Annotated in this window: 11 protein-coding genes; 2 read left to right on the top strand and 9 right to left on the bottom strand. The window is 71.5% G+C overall.

The window, feature by feature from the left end; translation table 11 throughout:
- Positions 1-196: 196 nt before the first annotated feature.
- The 3 genes from ACZ6S6_RS27180 to ACZ6S6_RS27190 form a co-directional block, all read right to left on the bottom strand.
- The gene (locus ACZ6S6_RS27180; RefSeq protein ID WP_469707182.1) at positions 197-1,642 is read right to left on the bottom strand and encodes an aldehyde dehydrogenase family protein; all 1,446 of its coding nucleotides are present in this window, start codon (positions 1,640-1,642) and stop codon (positions 197-199) included.
- 136 nt (positions 1,643-1,778) lie between these two features.
- Complete coding sequence (locus ACZ6S6_RS27185; RefSeq protein WP_469707183.1) at positions 1,779-3,341, bottom strand: PucR family transcriptional regulator; 1,563 nt, start codon at positions 3,339-3,341, stop codon at positions 1,779-1,781.
- A gap of 132 nt (positions 3,342-3,473) precedes the next feature.
- Complete coding sequence (locus ACZ6S6_RS27190) at positions 3,474-5,975, bottom strand: type IV secretory system conjugative DNA transfer family protein (protein WP_362966812.1); 2,502 nt, start codon at positions 5,973-5,975, stop codon at positions 3,474-3,476.
- A gap of 244 nt (positions 5,976-6,219) precedes the next feature.
- Here ACZ6S6_RS27190 and gabT point away from each other — a divergent pair, with 244 nt between their 5' ends.
- Together gabT and ACZ6S6_RS27200 are read left to right on the top strand one after the other, a co-directional pair.
- Entirely contained in the window at positions 6,220-7,560 is a 1,341-nt protein-coding gene (gene gabT / locus ACZ6S6_RS27195; protein WP_362966814.1) for a 4-aminobutyrate--2-oxoglutarate transaminase, read from the top strand.
- Positions 7,561-7,708: 148 nt separating this feature from the next.
- The gene (locus tag ACZ6S6_RS27200) at positions 7,709-8,524 is read left to right on the top strand and encodes a phosphatase PAP2 family protein (RefSeq protein WP_469707184.1); all 816 of its coding nucleotides are present in this window, start codon (positions 7,709-7,711) and stop codon (positions 8,522-8,524) included.
- Here ACZ6S6_RS27200 and ACZ6S6_RS27205 read toward each other — a convergent pair.
- The 6 genes from ACZ6S6_RS27205 to ACZ6S6_RS27230 all read right to left on the bottom strand — a co-directional run bounded on the left by ACZ6S6_RS27205 (position 8,475) and on the right by ACZ6S6_RS27230 (position 15,325).
- The gene (locus tag ACZ6S6_RS27205) at positions 8,475-10,304 is read right to left on the bottom strand and encodes a chitinase (protein ID WP_469707185.1); all 1,830 of its coding nucleotides are present in this window, start codon (positions 10,302-10,304) and stop codon (positions 8,475-8,477) included. The two genes, ACZ6S6_RS27200 and ACZ6S6_RS27205, sit on opposite strands and share 50 nt — an antisense overlap.
- 89 nt (positions 10,305-10,393) lie before the next feature.
- Positions 10,394-10,852, bottom strand: coding sequence for a hypothetical protein (locus ACZ6S6_RS27210; RefSeq protein ID WP_362966820.1), 459 nt, complete (start codon positions 10,850-10,852; stop codon positions 10,394-10,396).
- A gap of 159 nt (positions 10,853-11,011) precedes the next feature.
- A complete protein-coding gene (locus tag ACZ6S6_RS27215; protein WP_469707186.1) occupies positions 11,012-12,427 on the bottom strand; it encodes an NAD(P)/FAD-dependent oxidoreductase in 1,416 nt (471 codons plus the stop codon).
- Positions 12,428-12,450: 23 nt separating this feature from the next.
- The gene (locus ACZ6S6_RS27220; RefSeq protein ID WP_362966824.1) at positions 12,451-13,254 is read right to left on the bottom strand and encodes an ABC transporter permease; all 804 of its coding nucleotides are present in this window, start codon (positions 13,252-13,254) and stop codon (positions 12,451-12,453) included.
- The gene (locus tag ACZ6S6_RS27225; protein WP_362966826.1) at positions 13,254-14,180 is read right to left on the bottom strand and encodes an ABC transporter permease; all 927 of its coding nucleotides are present in this window, start codon (positions 14,178-14,180) and stop codon (positions 13,254-13,256) included. Before ACZ6S6_RS27225 ends, ACZ6S6_RS27220 begins: the two co-directional genes overlap by 1 nt.
- Positions 14,177-15,325, bottom strand: coding sequence for an ABC transporter ATP-binding protein (locus ACZ6S6_RS27230; RefSeq protein WP_362966828.1), 1,149 nt, complete (start codon positions 15,323-15,325; stop codon positions 14,177-14,179). Before ACZ6S6_RS27230 ends, ACZ6S6_RS27225 begins: the two co-directional genes overlap by 4 nt.
- Positions 15,326-15,339: the final 14 nt, after the last annotated feature.

The following is a 15,339-nucleotide window of genomic DNA, read 5'->3' on the forward strand; positions in this document are numbered from 1 at the left end:
CTCACCTCGCCGCTTCGTCGGGGGACTTCTACTTGTCCGTATGTACCCGATTCCTGCCGGTGCCACCATCCTCGGGGCGCCGATCGGGTCGGCCGCCACTCCACTGACCGGCCCGGCTCGCGGAATACGGAAACGGCCGGAGCCCCCGCACAGTGGGCTCCGGCCGCTCGACTGAGGCCCCTGCGGGCCGCGGGCGCTACAGGGCGAGGCCGGTGAGGACCAGGACCCGCTCGTAGGTGTAGTCGTCCATCGCGTACCGGACGCCCTCCCGGCCGGTGCCGGACTGCTTGGTGCCGCCGTACGGCATCTGGTCCGCGCGGTACGAGGGGACGTCGCCGATGATCACGCCGCCGACCTCCAGCGCGCGGTGGGCGCGGAAGGCGGTCTGCAGGTCGTGGGTGAACACGCCTGCCTGGAGCCCGTACTTGGAGGAGTTGACGGAGGCGAACGCCTCGGCCTCGCCGTCCACCCTCTGCACCGAGAGCACCGGTCCGAAGACCTCCTCGCAGGAGAGGCTGACGCCGTCGGGGAGGTCGGTGAGGACGGTCGGGGCGTAGGTCGCCCCGTCGCGCTTGCCGCCCGTGAGCAGCGTGCCGCCGGCCTGTACGGCCTCCTCGACCCAGGATTCGACGCGCTTGGCGGCGTCCTCGTTGACCAGTGGGCCGACGTCGGTGGCGGCGTCGGACGGGTCGCCGGTGACCTGGGCCTCGACGGCCGCGACGATCTTCGGGAGCAGCCGGTCGTAGACCGTGGCGTCCGCGATGACGCGCTGCACCGAGATGCAGGACTGGCCGCCCTGGTAGTTGGAGAAGATCGCGATACGGGTCGCGGCCCAGTCCAGGTCCGCCTCGGAGGCGTAGTCGCCGAGGACGACCGCCGCGCCGTTGCCGCCGAGCTCCAGGGTGCAGTGCTTGCGCGGCACCGAGTCCATGATCGAGTAGCCGACCGGGGCGGAGCCGGTGAACGAGATCACGGGCAGCCGCTCGTCCTGGACGAGGGCGGGCATCCGGTCGTTGGGGACCGTCAGCACGGACCAGGAGCCGGCCGGCAGGTCGGTCTCGGCCAGCAGCTCGCCCAGGATCAGCGACGAGATCGGGGTGGCCGGGGCGGGCTTCAGGATGATCGGGGCGCCGACGGCGATGGCCGGGGCGACCTTGTGGGCGCTGAGGTTCAGCGGGAAGTTGAACGGGGCGATGCCCAGGACCGTGCCGCGCGGGAAGCGCCGGGTCAGGCCGAGGCGGCCGGTGCCGCCGGGGTCGGTGTCCAGGCGCTGGGCGTCGCCGCCGTTGAAGCGGCGGGCCTCCTCGGAGGCGAACCGGAACACCGAGACGGCACGGCCGACCTCGCCGCGCGCCCACTTGACGGGCTTGCCGTTCTCGGCGGAGATCAGCCGGGCGATCTCCTCGGTGCGCTCCGTCAGGCGCCGGGCGACGTGGTCGAGCGCGGCGGCGCGGACGTGGGCCGGGGTCGCGGCGAACTCGTCGCGCACGGCGTGGGCGGCGGCGACCGCCTCCTCGACCTGGGCCTCGGTGGGCACGGCGACGGTGCCGACGAGCCGGCCGTCCCAGGGGTTGGTGACGTCGAAGCTTTCCTCGCCGGTGGCCTCGCGGCCGGCCAGCCAGAAGGCGTGGGTGGAGGTCATGGAGGTTCCGGCCCTTCGATGTCGTGGGGTGTTCCGCCCCCACCGTAGGGCCGTGCCGTCCGCGTGGCGTTTGTCCGGCATGGAGCAGAGGCGCTCCGGGGCACGCCGGTTTGTCGCAGGTGGGTCCCTGTTTCTTCTACGCAGCCGGGGGGCTGGTGACCTTGAGGGCGAGCCAGAGTTCCATCCGGCTGTCCGGATCGTCCAGCGAGCGGCCGAGGATCTCCTCCACCCTGCGCATCCGGTAGCGCAGGGTGTGCCGGTGCACTCCCAGGTCCGCGGCGGCGGCGTCCCACTGGCCGTGGTGGGAGAGCCAGGCCCGCAGGGAGGCGACCAGGTCGCCGCGGCCCTTGGTGTCGTGTTCGTACAGGGCGCGGAGCATGGCGTCCGCGAAGGCGCGCACCGCGTCGTCGGCGAGCAGCGGGAGCACCGAGCCGGTCGCCAGCTCCTCGTGCTCGACCAGCGCCCTGCCCCGCCTGCGGGCCACCGACAGGGCCTGTTCGGCCTGCTTGTACGCGGCCGAGACGGCGATCGGCCCCGCGGGGGCGGAGAGGCCGACGACCACTTCGGTGTCCTCCGCCGGTTCGTGCGCGGGCCGTTTCTCCTGGGCCTCCGCGTAGGCCGTGCAGGCGGCGACCGCGGCGCCCCCGTCGGCGGCCAGGACGACGAGGCGTTCGCCCTCGGGCACCATGAGCACGGTCTCGCCGGACCGGGAGGCCGCGTTCTCCATCGCCTCGGCCAGCTGCCCCGTGGTCGAGGGTTCGGTGGCCTCGGCGATGAGCAGCCGGAAGGGCGCGTCGAGCAGTCCGCCGTAGAGATCTCCGGCGACGGCGCGCGCGTGGTCGGGCTGGCCGGCGAGCAGCATCCGCAGCACCGCGGCGCCGAGCCGCTGTTCGGCGCCCTGGAGCGAGCTGGAGCGGGCGGTGATGAGGGTGAGCAGGGCGACCGCCGAGTGCACCGCGTACCGTTCCGCGGTGCCGAGCGCCGCCCCGGTGCCGACGGCGAGTGCGCCGCGGGCCCGGCGGCCGGTGCCCAGGGACTGGAGCTCGATCCGGTCGTCGGTGCCGCCGACGACCACGCTGGCGGGGGCCGGGCGGTCCCGCAGGCGTTCCACGTCGGGGGTGAGCCGGGCGGCGCGGCGGGCGGCCCAGTCCGGGGCGGCGGCCACGACCGCCCCGGAGGCGTCGTACAGCGCGGCCCAGCCGTCGACGTGCGCGGCGAGCCGGGTGAGGAGTTCGATGGGTCCGTCCCCGGTGAGCGCCGCCCTGGTGAGTTCGCGCTGCGCGTCGAAGCCGGCGGTGACGGCCCGGTACTGGTCGGCGGCGATCTCCGAGGAGACCGCCTTGGCGATGGCGATGAACGGGGTCCGGCGGGGCACTTCGAGGAGCGGCAGGCCCGCTTCCTCGGCGGCGTCGATCAGTGCCCTCGGTACGTCGTCGTAGTTCACGCCGACGGCGAAGCCCACCCCGACGACTCCGGACCCGGCCAGCCGTCGCACGTACCGCTGCATACCCTCCGGGCTCTCGGCGTCGAGATTGGTCGCGGTGACCAGCAGCAGCTCGCCGCCCTCCATGTAGCGGACGGGGTCGGTCAGCTCGCTGGCGTGCGCCCAGCGCACGGGCGTGTCGAGCCGGTCGGCCCCCGCCCGGACCGTGAGCTTGAGCGCCGAGTGCTGGACGAGCGAGGCGAGCGTGGGCGGCATGGGACGGGCGACCTTTGGGAGGGGGCGTCGATTGTGCCGTCCCGTATGAACGGCTGCCATCGATTCTGCCAGGGCGGCAGGGTTCCCGTAACCGCTCGCAGCCCTCCCGTACCGCTACTCCCGCGTAACCCGTCAGTCCCCCAGCCGCACCAGGAGCGGGGGTGCGTGCTCGCCGTCGACGGTGGTGAGGGAGAGGACCGCGTGACCGGCCGGCAGTTCATAGGCAAGACCCGAGGCGGACCAGCGTTCCCGCTCGACCCGGCGCACGGTCACGGCGTCCGTGGTCACGGCCTTGCCGGTGGCCAGCTTCCGCAGGGCGTGCAGGGCCCGGGTGAGCGGCTGGTCGGCGAAGACGCCGTGCTGGGCGACCTCCCGGACCTCCACCCATTCCTTGCCCCACGCCTCGGCGAAGCGTTTGCCGTCCCAGGTGGAGACGCCGGAGAAGGCCATGTTGCAGCCGACCGACCCGAGCAGGGCGGTGTGCAGCGCCTCGGGCACGTCGTCCAGGGTCCGGAGCGCGAGGACCGCCCCGGCGTTGACGGACCGCAGCCGCCGGATGCCCCGGACGGTTTCGGCGGTGACGCTGTGGGTGGCGTCGTCCAGGACCAGGCAGGCGAACAGCGAGCGGTCGGAGCGGGCCGCGGTGACCGCGTTGAACTGGGCCAGGACGAGGCGGGCCAGGACGTGGGACGCCTCGGCGTGGGCCCGTTCCGGCAGATCGATGCGGACCCGCAGCGGGTGCTGTTCCAGGGACCGCAGCGAGAACGGCCGGGCGTCGTCACCGGTGGAGAAGAATCCGGCGAACGCCGGCCGGTCGAGCACGGCGATCCGGTCGGCGAGCACGGCGGCCGGGTCTCCCGAGCCGCCCGCCTGCCGGGCTCGCGCGTCCAGCTCGCGCAGCATCGTGTGCCGGCCGTCCGCCTCCAGGGCCTGGCGCAGGGCGGTCAGCGCGGTAACGGAGCCCTCCAGGAGTTCGCGGAGTTCGGGGACGCCGGGGAATCTGCCGTGGACGGTGCGGTAGGGGCCCAGGAGCTGGCCGAGCACGGTGCCCGCACGCCTGCTGTCCAGGCCGGGGACGTCACCGACCAGCCCCTCCGCGAGGGTTGCCGCGGCCTCGTCGGGGTCGGTGGTGCCGCCGTAGAGGTCGAAGTCGTGCACGGACGCGGGGTCACCGATCCTGACGACGACGTCGTAGGCGTCGTCCGGTCCCAGCTGTGCGCCCGCCCCGCCGACGGCGAGGACCGCCGCCTGGCCGGTGAGCGCCCTGAGGGCGAGGGCTTCGATGACCGGCCGGACCACCCCGGCGGTCTTGCCCGAGCCGGGTGGCCCGACCGCCAGGAGCGAGGTTCCCAGCGACGCGGGCTCCAGGGCCATGCCCGAACCGCGGCGCGGATAGGGGTTGCGCGGGTCGTCCGCGCAGCCGCCGATCCGGACCTGGCCCGTGAGCGGGTCGTGCGGGGCGGTGCGCAGCGGCAGATCGCGGTGGCCCGAGGGGTGCAGATAGGCGGTCGCGCCCTTGCGCAGCACGGTTTCGGTGAAGGATTCGAGGCGGTCGGGGCGGGTCCGGGCGACGGCCCAGGCGTGGCGCAGCCGTACGCAGTCCACATCGTTCATCCGGCCGGTGTGCACGGCCGCCGTGAGCGCCTCCGCGGCGTCCACCCGGCCCGCGGCCCGCAGCTCGGGCCAGTCCGCCGGGGCCGGCCCTGTCCGTGCGGGAGGGGTTCCGGGCAGGCCGGGAGCGGTCCGGGGCCGCTGCGGCGGCTGCTTCCGCAGGCGGGCCAGGAGGGGGCCGAGCTCCACCGCCCACTGGCCGATCCTGGCGAAGGGCCACACGATCGCGGTGCCGATCAGCGCGTAGAGCACGATCGAGACGAAGAGCGCCGCGTACTGGTTGCCGCCCCCCTGCATCAGGCCGGTGGGCACCGCGGGCAGGATGACGTCCGCGAGCGGCACCCGCCGGGTCCATACGAGCCACAGGGTGAGCAGGGCGCCGGCCGCCGAGACGATGAACCTGGCGCGGTCCAGACGGGAGCCCGCGAAGTAGCGGAAGAGGTGGGCCCAGCCGCCGATCCGGGCGGCCCAGAAGCCCAGGGCGAGCACGAGGACCTGGTAGTAGAGCGTGGTGGAGTTGACCACCAGCGCGGGCGCGTCGTCCCGGAGGCCGCCGAACGTCCACCACTGGGGCCCGGTGATGATCTCGATCGGCTTGAACACGTAGGGGACGGCGCGCTCGGTGAGCAGCAGCCACAGCAGGAGCCACAGGGCCAGCGTCGCGGCCGGTCCCACCAGGGAGGGGCGCGGGGCCCGCTCGGCGGGCCGCGGCACGTAGGCGTAGCGCCACACGCCCGGATCGCCGGCGGGGCGCGGCGCGTTCAGCCAGTCGGCCGTCGGCGGTCCCGCACCGGCTGTCCGGTAGCGGCCGGGCGGCGTCGCGGGCCGGGCCGGCGCGGTCGCGGGCGGTGTCATGGCCCAGGACTCCACCGCAGGCGGCGGCACCGTCGGAGGGAACGCGGGCGGGGCGGCGGGCGGCGGGCCGGCCGGGTGCGGCACGGAGCTCCCGGGCCCGCCGGGGCGGCCGTCGGGCGGCTGCGCACCCCGCGTGCCCCAGGTGCCGTGCGTGCCTTCGTTGTCCATGAACCGTTGCCCCCTGACCAGCCAGGTCCGACCGCTGCACGGTCAATCTAGTGCGCGGACACGGGGAGTTCAGCAAGGCGCCCGGATAGTGACGGGGAAGCGGCCGGCCCGTCCCCGTACCGCCTTCTGTCCGTCGCGGACAAGGACACGCCCCTCATCACTCCCGATCGGAGCATGCCCGCGCCCCGTCCCCGCCCCTAGCCTGCAGAAACAGAAGCGTCCGAAACACCCCCAGGAGCCCCGCATGACCGCTATTCCGCAGGAGCGCCGCCTCGTCACCGCCATTCCCGGCCCGAAGTCGGTGGAGCTGCAGGCCCGCCGTCTCGCGACGGTCGCCGCCGGTGTGGGCTCCACGCTGCCGGTGTTCACCGCCCGTGCCGGTGGCGGGATCATCGAGGACGTGGACGGCAACCGGCTGATCGACTTCGGCTCCGGTATCGCCGTGACGTCGGTCGGCGCCTCCGCCGAGGCCGTGGTGCGGCGCGCGTCGGCGCAGCTCGCCGACTTCACCCACACCTGTTTCATGGTCACTCCGTACGAGGGGTACGTCGAGGTCTGCGAGCAGCTCGCCGAGCTGACGCCGGGCGACCACGCGAAGAAGTCCGCGCTGTTCAACTCGGGCGCCGAGGCCGTCGAGAACGCGGTGAAGATCGCCCGTGCGTACACCAAACGCACCGCAGTCGTCGTCTTCGACCACGGCTACCACGGCCGGACCAACCTCACGATGGCGCTGACGTCGAAGAACATGCCGTACAAGCAGGGCTTCGGCCCGTTCGCGCCCGAGGTCTACCGGGTGCCGGTGGCGTACGGCTACCGCTGGCCGACCGGTGCCGAGAACGCCGGTGCGGAGGCGTCCGCCCAGGCCATCGACCAGATCACCAAGCAGATCGGCGCGGACAACGTCGCCGCGATCATCATCGAGCCGGTGCTCGGTGAGGGCGGGTTCATCGAGCCGGCCAAGGGCTTCCTCCCGGCGATCGCGCGGTTCGCCCGGGACAACGGCATCGTCTTCGTCGCCGACGAGATCCAGTCCGGCTTCTGCCGCACCGGCCAGTGGTTCGCCTGCGAGGACGAGGGCATCGTCCCCGACCTGATCACCACCGCCAAGGGCATCGCGGGCGGCCTCCCGCTCTCCGCGGTCACCGGCCGCGCCGAGATCATGGACGCGGCGCACGCCGGCGGCCTCGGCGGTACGTACGGCGGGAACCCGGTCGCCTGCGCCGGGGCCCTCGGCGCCATCGAGACGATGCGCGAGCTGGACCTGAACGGGAAGGCGAAGCGCATCGAGGAGGTCATGAAGGGCCGGCTCACGCGGATGCGGGCGAAGCTGCCGAACGGCGACCTGATCGGTGACATCCGCGGCCGCGGCGCGATGATCGCGATCGAGCTGGTGAAGTCCGGCACCAAGGACCCGAACCCGGAGGCGGCCGCGCAGCTCGCCAAGGCCTGCCACGCCGAGGGTGTGCTGGTGCTCACCTGCGGCACGTACGGCAACGTCCTGCGCTTCCTGCCGCCGCTGGTGATCGGCGAGGACCTGCTGGACGAGGGCCTCGACGTCATCGAGCAGGCGTTCGCCACGATCTGAGGCCGCGGGTTCCGGAGGCGGCGCGCGGCGTTTCCTCCGGGGATGCCCGGCGCCCGGGTGAGGGCCTGTGAAGAAGGTGTGCGGGGGCGATGGCGGGATACCGTTCCCGCTGTCGGTCCCCCCATCGCCTGACGTACGGTTTCCGCAGATGAGAGAAACACCCCGCCCGCAGGGAACTGCGGGCGATACCGGGTCGGAGCTCCCCCAGCGCCGTCCTGGTTGTGCCTTCGCGCACACCACTGGAGCCTCGGGCTCCGGAACTCCTCACCGATCGGATGGCCGCCCGCCCCACACCCCCCGGGGCGCGCGGCACACCGGTCCGACCGTCCGCCCCGGAACAACCCCCCCTGTTCCGGGGCGGACGGCTCTTCTCGTTTCCGTGGTGTCGGGCCTGCTGGCCCTGTTCGCGCTCACCACCTGGCAGATCGCGGCCGGCGGCCCGCTGCGCGGCCTCGACGAGCGCACCGGCCGGGCCCTGGTCGGTCACGGTCCGGCCCGGCTCGCCGAATTCCTCGCCGATCTCGGCAACACCCAGGTCGCGCTGCCGGTGCTGGGCTGCGCGATCGTCTGGTCGCTGGTGCGCGGGGCGCGCCGTGAACCGTTCACCGCGGCGCTCACCATGGCCGCGGTGCCGCTGCTCGTCGTCCCGCTCAAGGACTGGATCGCCCGCCCGGGGCCGCTGACCGACGCCACCGGCTACTACCCGTCGGGCCATGCGGCGACCGCCGCGGTGGCGTACGGGGCGGCCGCGCTGCTGCTCGCCCCGTATGTGAGGCGCTCATGGATGATGCCCGTCGCCGCTGTCCTGCTGACGGCGGCGACGGGCATCGGTCTGGTGCTGCGCGGCTATCACTGGCCGCTGGACGTGCTGGGCAGCTGGTTCCTGTGCGGGCTGCTGCTCGTCCCGCTGGTGCTCAGCCGCCGAAGTAGGCGTCGAAGTTCTTCGAGAATTCCCAGTTGTTGAAGCGGTCCCAGTTGATCGACCAGGTCATCAGTCCGCGGAGTCCGGACCAGGTGCCGTGGGTGGCGTACGAGCCGCAGTCGGTCTTCTTCGTCAGGCAGTTCAGCGCCTTGGTGACCTCGGCGGGCGAGGTGTGGCCGTTGCCCGCCTGGGTGGAGGCCGGCAGGCCGATCGAGACCTGGTCGGGGCGGAGACCGGGGAAGATCTTGGTCTGGTCGCCCGCCACCGGGAAGCCGGTCAGCAGCATGTCGGTCATCGCGATGTGGAAGTCGGCGCCGCCCATCGAGTGGTACTGGTTGTCCAGACCCATGATGGAGCCCGAGTTGTAGTCCTGGACGTGCAGCAGGGTGAGGTCGTCGCGCAGGGCGTGGATCACCGGGAGGTAGGCGCCGGCGCGCGGGTCCTGGCCGCCCCAGGGGCCCGAGCCGTAGTACTGGTAGCCGAGCTGCACGAAGAAGGTCTCGGGGGCCATGGTGAGGACGAACTTGTCGCCGTACTTGGCCTTGAGGGTCTTCACCGCGGAGATCAGGTTGACGACGACCGGCGTGGTGGGGCTGCGGAAGTCGGTGTCGCCGGTGTTCAGCGAGAGCGAGTGGCCCTCGAAGTCGATGTCCAGTCCGTCCAGACCGTACTCGTCGATGATCTTGCTGACCGAGGAGACGAAGGTGTCACGGGCGGCGGTGGTGGCGAGCTGCACCTGTCCGTTCTGGCCGCCGATGGAGATCAGCACCTTCTTGCCCGCGGCCTGCTTGGCCTTGATGGCCGCCTTGAACTCGGCCGCGGACTCGACGTTCGGGCACTCGGCGACCGGGCAGAGCGAGAAGCGGATGTCGCCCGATGTGACGGAGGTCGGCTCGCCGAAGGCCAGGTCGATCACGTCCCAGGAGTCGGGCACGTCCGCCATCCGGGTGTAGCCGGAGCCGTTGGCGAAGCTGGAGTGCAGATAGCCGACGAGGGCGTGGGCCGGCAGGTCCGTGCTGCCGCCGCCCCCACTGCTGCCGGTCTTGGTGGTGGCGGGCACCGCGGCGGACTTGGCGGACTCGCCCGCCGCGTTGGTGGCGGTGACCTGGAAGCTGTACGCGGTCGAGGCCGCGAGGCCCGTCACGGTCGCCGAGGTGCCGGTGGCGGAGAGGACCTTCGTACCGCCCTGGTAGACGTTGTAGCCGGTGGCGCCCGCGGACGCCGTCCAGGACAGCGGGACCGAGGACGCGGTGGCCGTGCCGGCCTTGAGGCCCGCGGGCACCGCCGGGAGCGCGACCGGGTCGCCGCCGGGGCCGACGAGGGTGAGGTCGTCGGCGTAGTAGGCGGGGGTGCCGTACCAGCCGTGCGTGTAGACGCTCACCGAGGTGGTGGAGGCGCCCGTCTTGAACGTGGTGGTGAGCTGCTTCCAGCCGTCGGCGGACTGCGTCCAGGTGGACACGTCGGTCGTGCCGGTGCCGTCCGCGCCCAGGTAGACGTAGCTGCCCTGCACCCAGGCGCTCAGCGTGTACGTGGAGTCGGGCTTGACCCTCACGGTCTGGGAGCACTTGGCGTTGTCGCTGCCGGCCGGGGTCGCCTTCAGCGCCGAGGTGCCGCCGTGCACGGGGGTGCTGACGGCGGCTCCGCTGCCGCCCGTACAGCTCCAGCCGTCCAGGCCGGCCTCGAAGGTTCCGTTGCGCGCCAGATCGGCGTCGGCCGCAGCGGCGCTCGGCGCCGAGGCGGCCAGGCCGCCGGCGGCCAGCAGGGCCGCCGTGAAGGCGGCCAGAAGTCCGGTAATGCGGGCGGGGGGTCCCGTGCGTTCCACAACGGCCTCCGTGCAGGGGGGAATTGAGTGTGGCGCGCACAACATGGTCCAGACCAATCCGGTTGTCAAGACCTCTGGCATCCGGCCGCCTAATCGATGTCCCCCGCCGCGGCCCCTCCCGCGGCCTCGTGCATCGCGAGTTCCAGCAGTGTGGCGTCGGTGAGCGTGCCCGATCCGTCGGGCGGAATCAGCCAGCGCACCCCGCCGACGGCCCGCCCCGGATAGGGCACCACGATCCAGGTGCCCTGGCCCGCGCCGCGGATCCCCGTGCCGATCCAGCGGTCGGCGGTGCCCGGCGGCACGAAGAACCCGATGCGGGCGTCGCCGAAGTCGGCGAGGACCGGCCCCGGCCGGTCGATGAGCCGGGTGAGCACGTCGAGCGTCGGATAGCCCAGCTCCCCCGGCAGAATCAGCACATCCCAGCGCCGGCCGGCGGGAAGGAGCGCGATCCCCTGCGGATTACGCTCCCACTCCCACCGGCAGGCGCCGGGATCCGGTGCCACCGACACGAGCCACTCGACCGCTGCCTTGACCCCCGAGCCAGTCATGGCCCGCCTCCGTTCCGTTCCGCACCGGCAGGGATTTGCGGGTGCGTTCACGGGAGAGAGCGGGGCGGGACCGATCCATTACGCGGGTTCGGCTACCAACCAGTAGTGAACTGGGTCACGGTGCGCCCGGCCGGGCGGCGCCGCAGGTCGGACGGGGGTTCAGCTGTCGAAGCCGAGTCCCATCCGGTCCATCGTCCGCAGCCACAGATTGCGGTGGCCGCCGTTGTCGTCGGCCCTGGCCAGGGAGCGCTTCGTCAGCTCGATTCCGGCCCAGGCCAGCGGCTCCGGCGGAAACGGCATCGGCTTGCTGCGCACCATCTCCAGCGCGGTCCGCTCCGTCCGCTCGCCGGCGAGGAGGTCGAGCATCACATCGGCGCCGAACCGGGTGGCTCCGACGCCGAGTCCGGTGTATCCGGCGGCATAGGCGACCCGGCCCTGATGGGCCGTACCGAAGAACGCGGAGAATCGGGAACAGGTGTCGATCGCACCGCCCCAGGCATGAGTGAAACGCACTCCCGCCAATTGCGGGAAGCATTCGAAGAACTGCCCGGCGAGTTTCAGGAACGTTTCCGGCCGCTGGTCGAGACCGGCGCTGAGCCGGCCCCCGTACGGATAGATCGCGTCGTATCCGCCCCACAGGATCCGGTTGTCCGCGGAGAGCCGGAAGTAATGGAACTGGTTGGCGCTGTCTCCCAGCCCCTGCCGGTTCCGCCAACCGATGGCGGCGAGCTGTCCGGCGGTCAGCGGCTCCGTCATGAGCGCGTAGTCGTAGACCGGGACGGTGTACGGGCGCACCCGCTTCACGAGCGACGGGAAGATGTTCGTACCGAGGGCGACGCGGCGGGCGAAGACCCTTCCGTACGGGGTGCGGACCGCCATTCCGGTTCCGGTTCTGGCCAGCTCCAGGCCGCGGGTGTGCTCGTGGATCCGCACACCCAGGTCGAGACAGGCCTGCTTGAGGCCCCAGGCCAGCTTGGCGGGGTGCAGCATCGCGACCCCGCGGCGGTCCCAGAGGCCGCCCAGGAATGTCGGTGAGTCGACATGGGCGCGCAGCGCGTCGCGGTCGAGGAACTCGACGCCGCCGAAGCCGCGCCGCTCCATCTCCTGGTGCCATTCCCGCAGCTCTTCGAGCTGGTGGGGCTGGGTGGCGACATCGATTTCACCGGTGCGCTCGAACTCGCAGTCGATGCCGTAGCGGGCGACCGCCTCCTCGATGGCGTCGAGGTTGCGCGCGCCCAGCTCCTCCAGCTTCTCGATCTCCCCGGGCCAGCGCTCCAGCCCGTTGGGCAGGCCATGAGTGAGGGAGGCGGCGCAGAATCCGCCGTTGCGGCCCGAGGCGGCCCAGCCCGTCTCGTGCCCCTCGATGAGTACGACATCACGTTCCGGTTCGCGCTCCTTGGCGAGCAGCGCGGTCCACAGTCCGCTGTAGCCGGCGCCGATGACGAGGAGATCGCAGTGCTCGTCGCCGATGAGCGCGGGGAGCGCTTCGGGCCTGCCGGGGTCGTCCAGCCAGAACGAGACCGGCTTCGCGTCGGCGAGTGACTGGGCGGCGGTGCGCATGGCGACTGGGGCCATGGTTTCCAACTCCTTCGGGACTTTCAGGGTCGTGCGCTGTTCTTGCGCCGGTTCGCGATGAGCTGGCCGGCGAGAACCACCAGTACCGCAATGATGAACATCGCCGTACCGATGACGTTGATCTGCACGGGCGTGCCGCGCTGTGCCGAGCCCCAGACGAACATGGGGAAGGTCACGGTGGAGCCCGCGTTGAAATTGGTGATGATGAAATCGTCGAAGGAGAGCGCGAATGCGAGCAGCGCTCCCGCGGCGATTCCGGGGGCGGCGATCGGCAGGGTGACCCGTACGAAGGTCTGCACGGGCCCGGCGTACAGATCGCGCGCCGCCTCCTCAAGCCTGGGGTCCATCGACATGACCCGCGCCTTGACCGCCGTCGTGACGAAGCTGAGGCAGAACATGATGTGCGCGATGAGGATCGTCCAGAAGCCCAGCTGTGCGCCCATGTTGAGGAACAGGGTGAGCAGCGAGGCGGCCATGACGACCTCGGGCATCGCCATCGGCAGGAAGATCAGCGAGTTGATCGCGCCGCGCGCCCGGAAGCGGTAGCGGACCAGGGCGAACGCGATCATCGTGCCGAGCACGGTCGCGCCGACCGTGGCCCAGACGGCGATCTGGAGGGAGAGCGAGAGCGAGCCGCACATGTCGGCCACCCCGCAGGGGTCCTTCCAGGCGTCCAGCGAGAAGCGCTGCCAGGAGTAGTTGAACCTCCCGTTGGGCTTGTTGAAGGAGAACACCATCACGACGATGTTCGGCAGGATCATGTAGGCGAGGGTCAGCAGACCCGCGATGACGATGATGTGGCGTCGCAGCCAGCGCAGTACGGGCATCAGACCAGGTCCTCCGTCCCGGAGCGGCGGATGTAGAGGGTGACCGCGATCAGCACGACGGCCATGAGGATGAAGGAGAGCGCGGCCGCCGTCGGATAGTCGAGGACGCGCAGGAACTGGGTCTGGATGACGCTGCCGACCATCTTGGTGTCGGTGGAGCCCAGCAGTTCCGCGTTCACGTAGTCACCGCTGGCCGGGATGAAGGTCAGCAGGGTGCCGGAGACCACGCCCGGCATGGAGAGCGGGAACGTCACCTTGCGGAAGGTGGTGGCGGGGGTGGCGTACAGGTCCCCGGCGGCCTCGTGCAGCCGGCCGTCGATCCGTTCCAGCGAGGTGTAGAGCGGAAGGATCATGAACGGCAGGAAGTTGTACGTGAGACCGCAGACCACCGCCATCGGCGTGGCCAGCACCCGGTTGGACTCGGTCCAGCCGAGCCAGCTGGTGACGTCCAGGACGTGCAGGGTGTTCAGTACGTCGACGACCGCGCCGCCGTCCGCGAGGATCGTCTTCCAGGCGAGCGTGCGGATCAGGAAGCTGGTGAAGAACGGGGCGATGACCAGCACCAGCACCAGGTTGCGCCAGCGGCCGGCCTTGAACGCGATGAGGTAGGCGAGCGGGTAGCCGAGCAGCAGGCACAGGATCGTCGCGGTGCCCGCGTACAGCAGGGAGCGGATGAACTGCGGGTAGTAGTCGGTCAGCGCGTCCCAGTACGTCTGGAAGTGCCAGGTGACCTCGAAGCCCTTCTCCAGGGATCCGGTCTGTACGGAGGTCGACCCCTGGTAGATCAGCGGCAGCGCGAAGAAGACGACGAGCCACAGGATGCCGGGGAGCAGCAGCCAGTAGGGGACGAGGCGCTTGCGGGTGGAGGGCTTGCGCACCTTGAGCTCCTCGACGGGAGCGGGTGGCGCCTCCTGGGTGACGCTCACGCCGCGTCCTCCACCGTCTCCACACCTGCGTCGATGTCCTGGGTGGCGTCCAGGCCGAAGGTGTGGGCCGGGTTCCAGTGCAGGACGACCTCGCTGCCCGGGGTGAGTCCCGCGCGCCTCTCGACGTTCTGCTCGTACACATGGAGGGCCTTGCCGGCCGGGCTCTCCACCACGTACTGCGTGGAGACGCCGATGAAGCTGGAGTCGACGATCCGTCCGGTGACCCGGTTGCGGCCCTCCGATATCTCGTCCGCGTCGTCGCGGTGCGCGAGGGATATCTTCTCGGGGCGGATGCCCAGGAGCAGCTTGCCGCCCTTCGCGGTCGGCGCCGGACAGCGGCCGGCGGGCAGCCGGAGCTTCCCGCCGCCGGCCGATACGACGATCTCGGTGCCGGTGGAGAGGACTTCGCCCTCGATCAGGTTCGAGGTGCCGAGGAAGTTGGCGACGAACGTCGTCCCCGGATTCTCGTAGAGATCGGCGGGGTCGCCGAGCTGCTCGACCCGGCCCGCGTTCATCACCGCGACGGTGTCGGCCATGGTCATGGCCTCCTCCTGGTCGTGGGTGACATGGACGAACGTGATGCCGACCTCGGTCTGGATGCGCTTGAGTTCCAGCTGCATCTGGCGGCGCAGCTTGAGGTCGAGGGCGCCGAGCGGCTCGTCGAGGAGCAGCACCTGCGGGTGGTTGATCAGGGCGCGGGCGACGGCGACGCGCTGTTGCTGGCCGCCGGAGAGCTGGTGGGGTTTACGCCGGGCGAAGTCGCCGAGCTGGACGAGCTCCAGCATGTCGTCGACCTGCTTCTTGACCGACTTGATGCCGCGCCGGCGCAGTCCGAAGGCGACGTTCTCCGTGATGTCGAGGTGCGGGAAGAGCGCGTAGCTCTGGAAGACCGTGTTGACAGGCCGCTTGTACGGGGGGAGGTCGGTGATGTCCCGGCCGCCGAGCGAGACGGTGCCGGTGGTGGCCTCCTCCAGGCCCGCGATCATGCGCAGGGTGGTGGTCTTGCCGCAGCCGGACGCGCCGAGCAGCGCGAAGAAGGAGCCCTGCGGGACGGTCAGATCGAGCGGTTGGACGGCGGCGAAGGAGCCGTACGTCTTGCTGATCCCGGTGAGGCGGACATCGCCGCCTGTCTGCTGCTGTGTCATGGATCGCAGTCCCA

The organism is Streptomyces sp. NPDC048671 (assembly GCF_055587045.1).

Bases quoted from the DNA above. Each gene is read 5' to 3' on its own strand.
- gabT (WP_362966814.1), top strand. From the start codon at position 6,220: ATGACCGCTATTCCGCAGGAGCGCCGCCTCGTCACCGCCATTCCCGGC.
- ACZ6S6_RS27210 (WP_362966820.1), bottom strand. From the start codon at position 10,852: ATGACTGGCTCGGGGGTCAAGGCAGCGGTCGAGTGGCTCGTGTCGGTG.
- ACZ6S6_RS27200 (WP_469707184.1), top strand. From the start codon at position 7,709: ATGAGAGAAACACCCCGCCCGCAGGGAACTGCGGGCGATACCGGGTCG.
- ACZ6S6_RS27180 (WP_469707182.1), bottom strand. From the start codon at position 1,642: ATGACCTCCACCCACGCCTTCTGGCTGGCCGGCCGCGAGGCCACCGGC.
- ACZ6S6_RS27185 (WP_469707183.1), bottom strand. From the start codon at position 3,341: ATGCCGCCCACGCTCGCCTCGCTCGTCCAGCACTCGGCGCTCAAGCTC.
- ACZ6S6_RS27190 (WP_362966812.1), bottom strand. From the start codon at position 5,975: ATGGACAACGAAGGCACGCACGGCACCTGGGGCACGCGGGGTGCGCAG.
- ACZ6S6_RS27230 (WP_362966828.1), bottom strand. From the start codon at position 15,325: ATGACACAGCAGCAGACAGGCGGCGATGTCCGCCTCACCGGGATCAGC.
- ACZ6S6_RS27220 (WP_362966824.1), bottom strand. From the start codon at position 13,254: ATGCCCGTACTGCGCTGGCTGCGACGCCACATCATCGTCATCGCGGGT.
- ACZ6S6_RS27215 (WP_469707186.1), bottom strand. From the start codon at position 12,427: ATGGCCCCAGTCGCCATGCGCACCGCCGCCCAGTCACTCGCCGACGCG.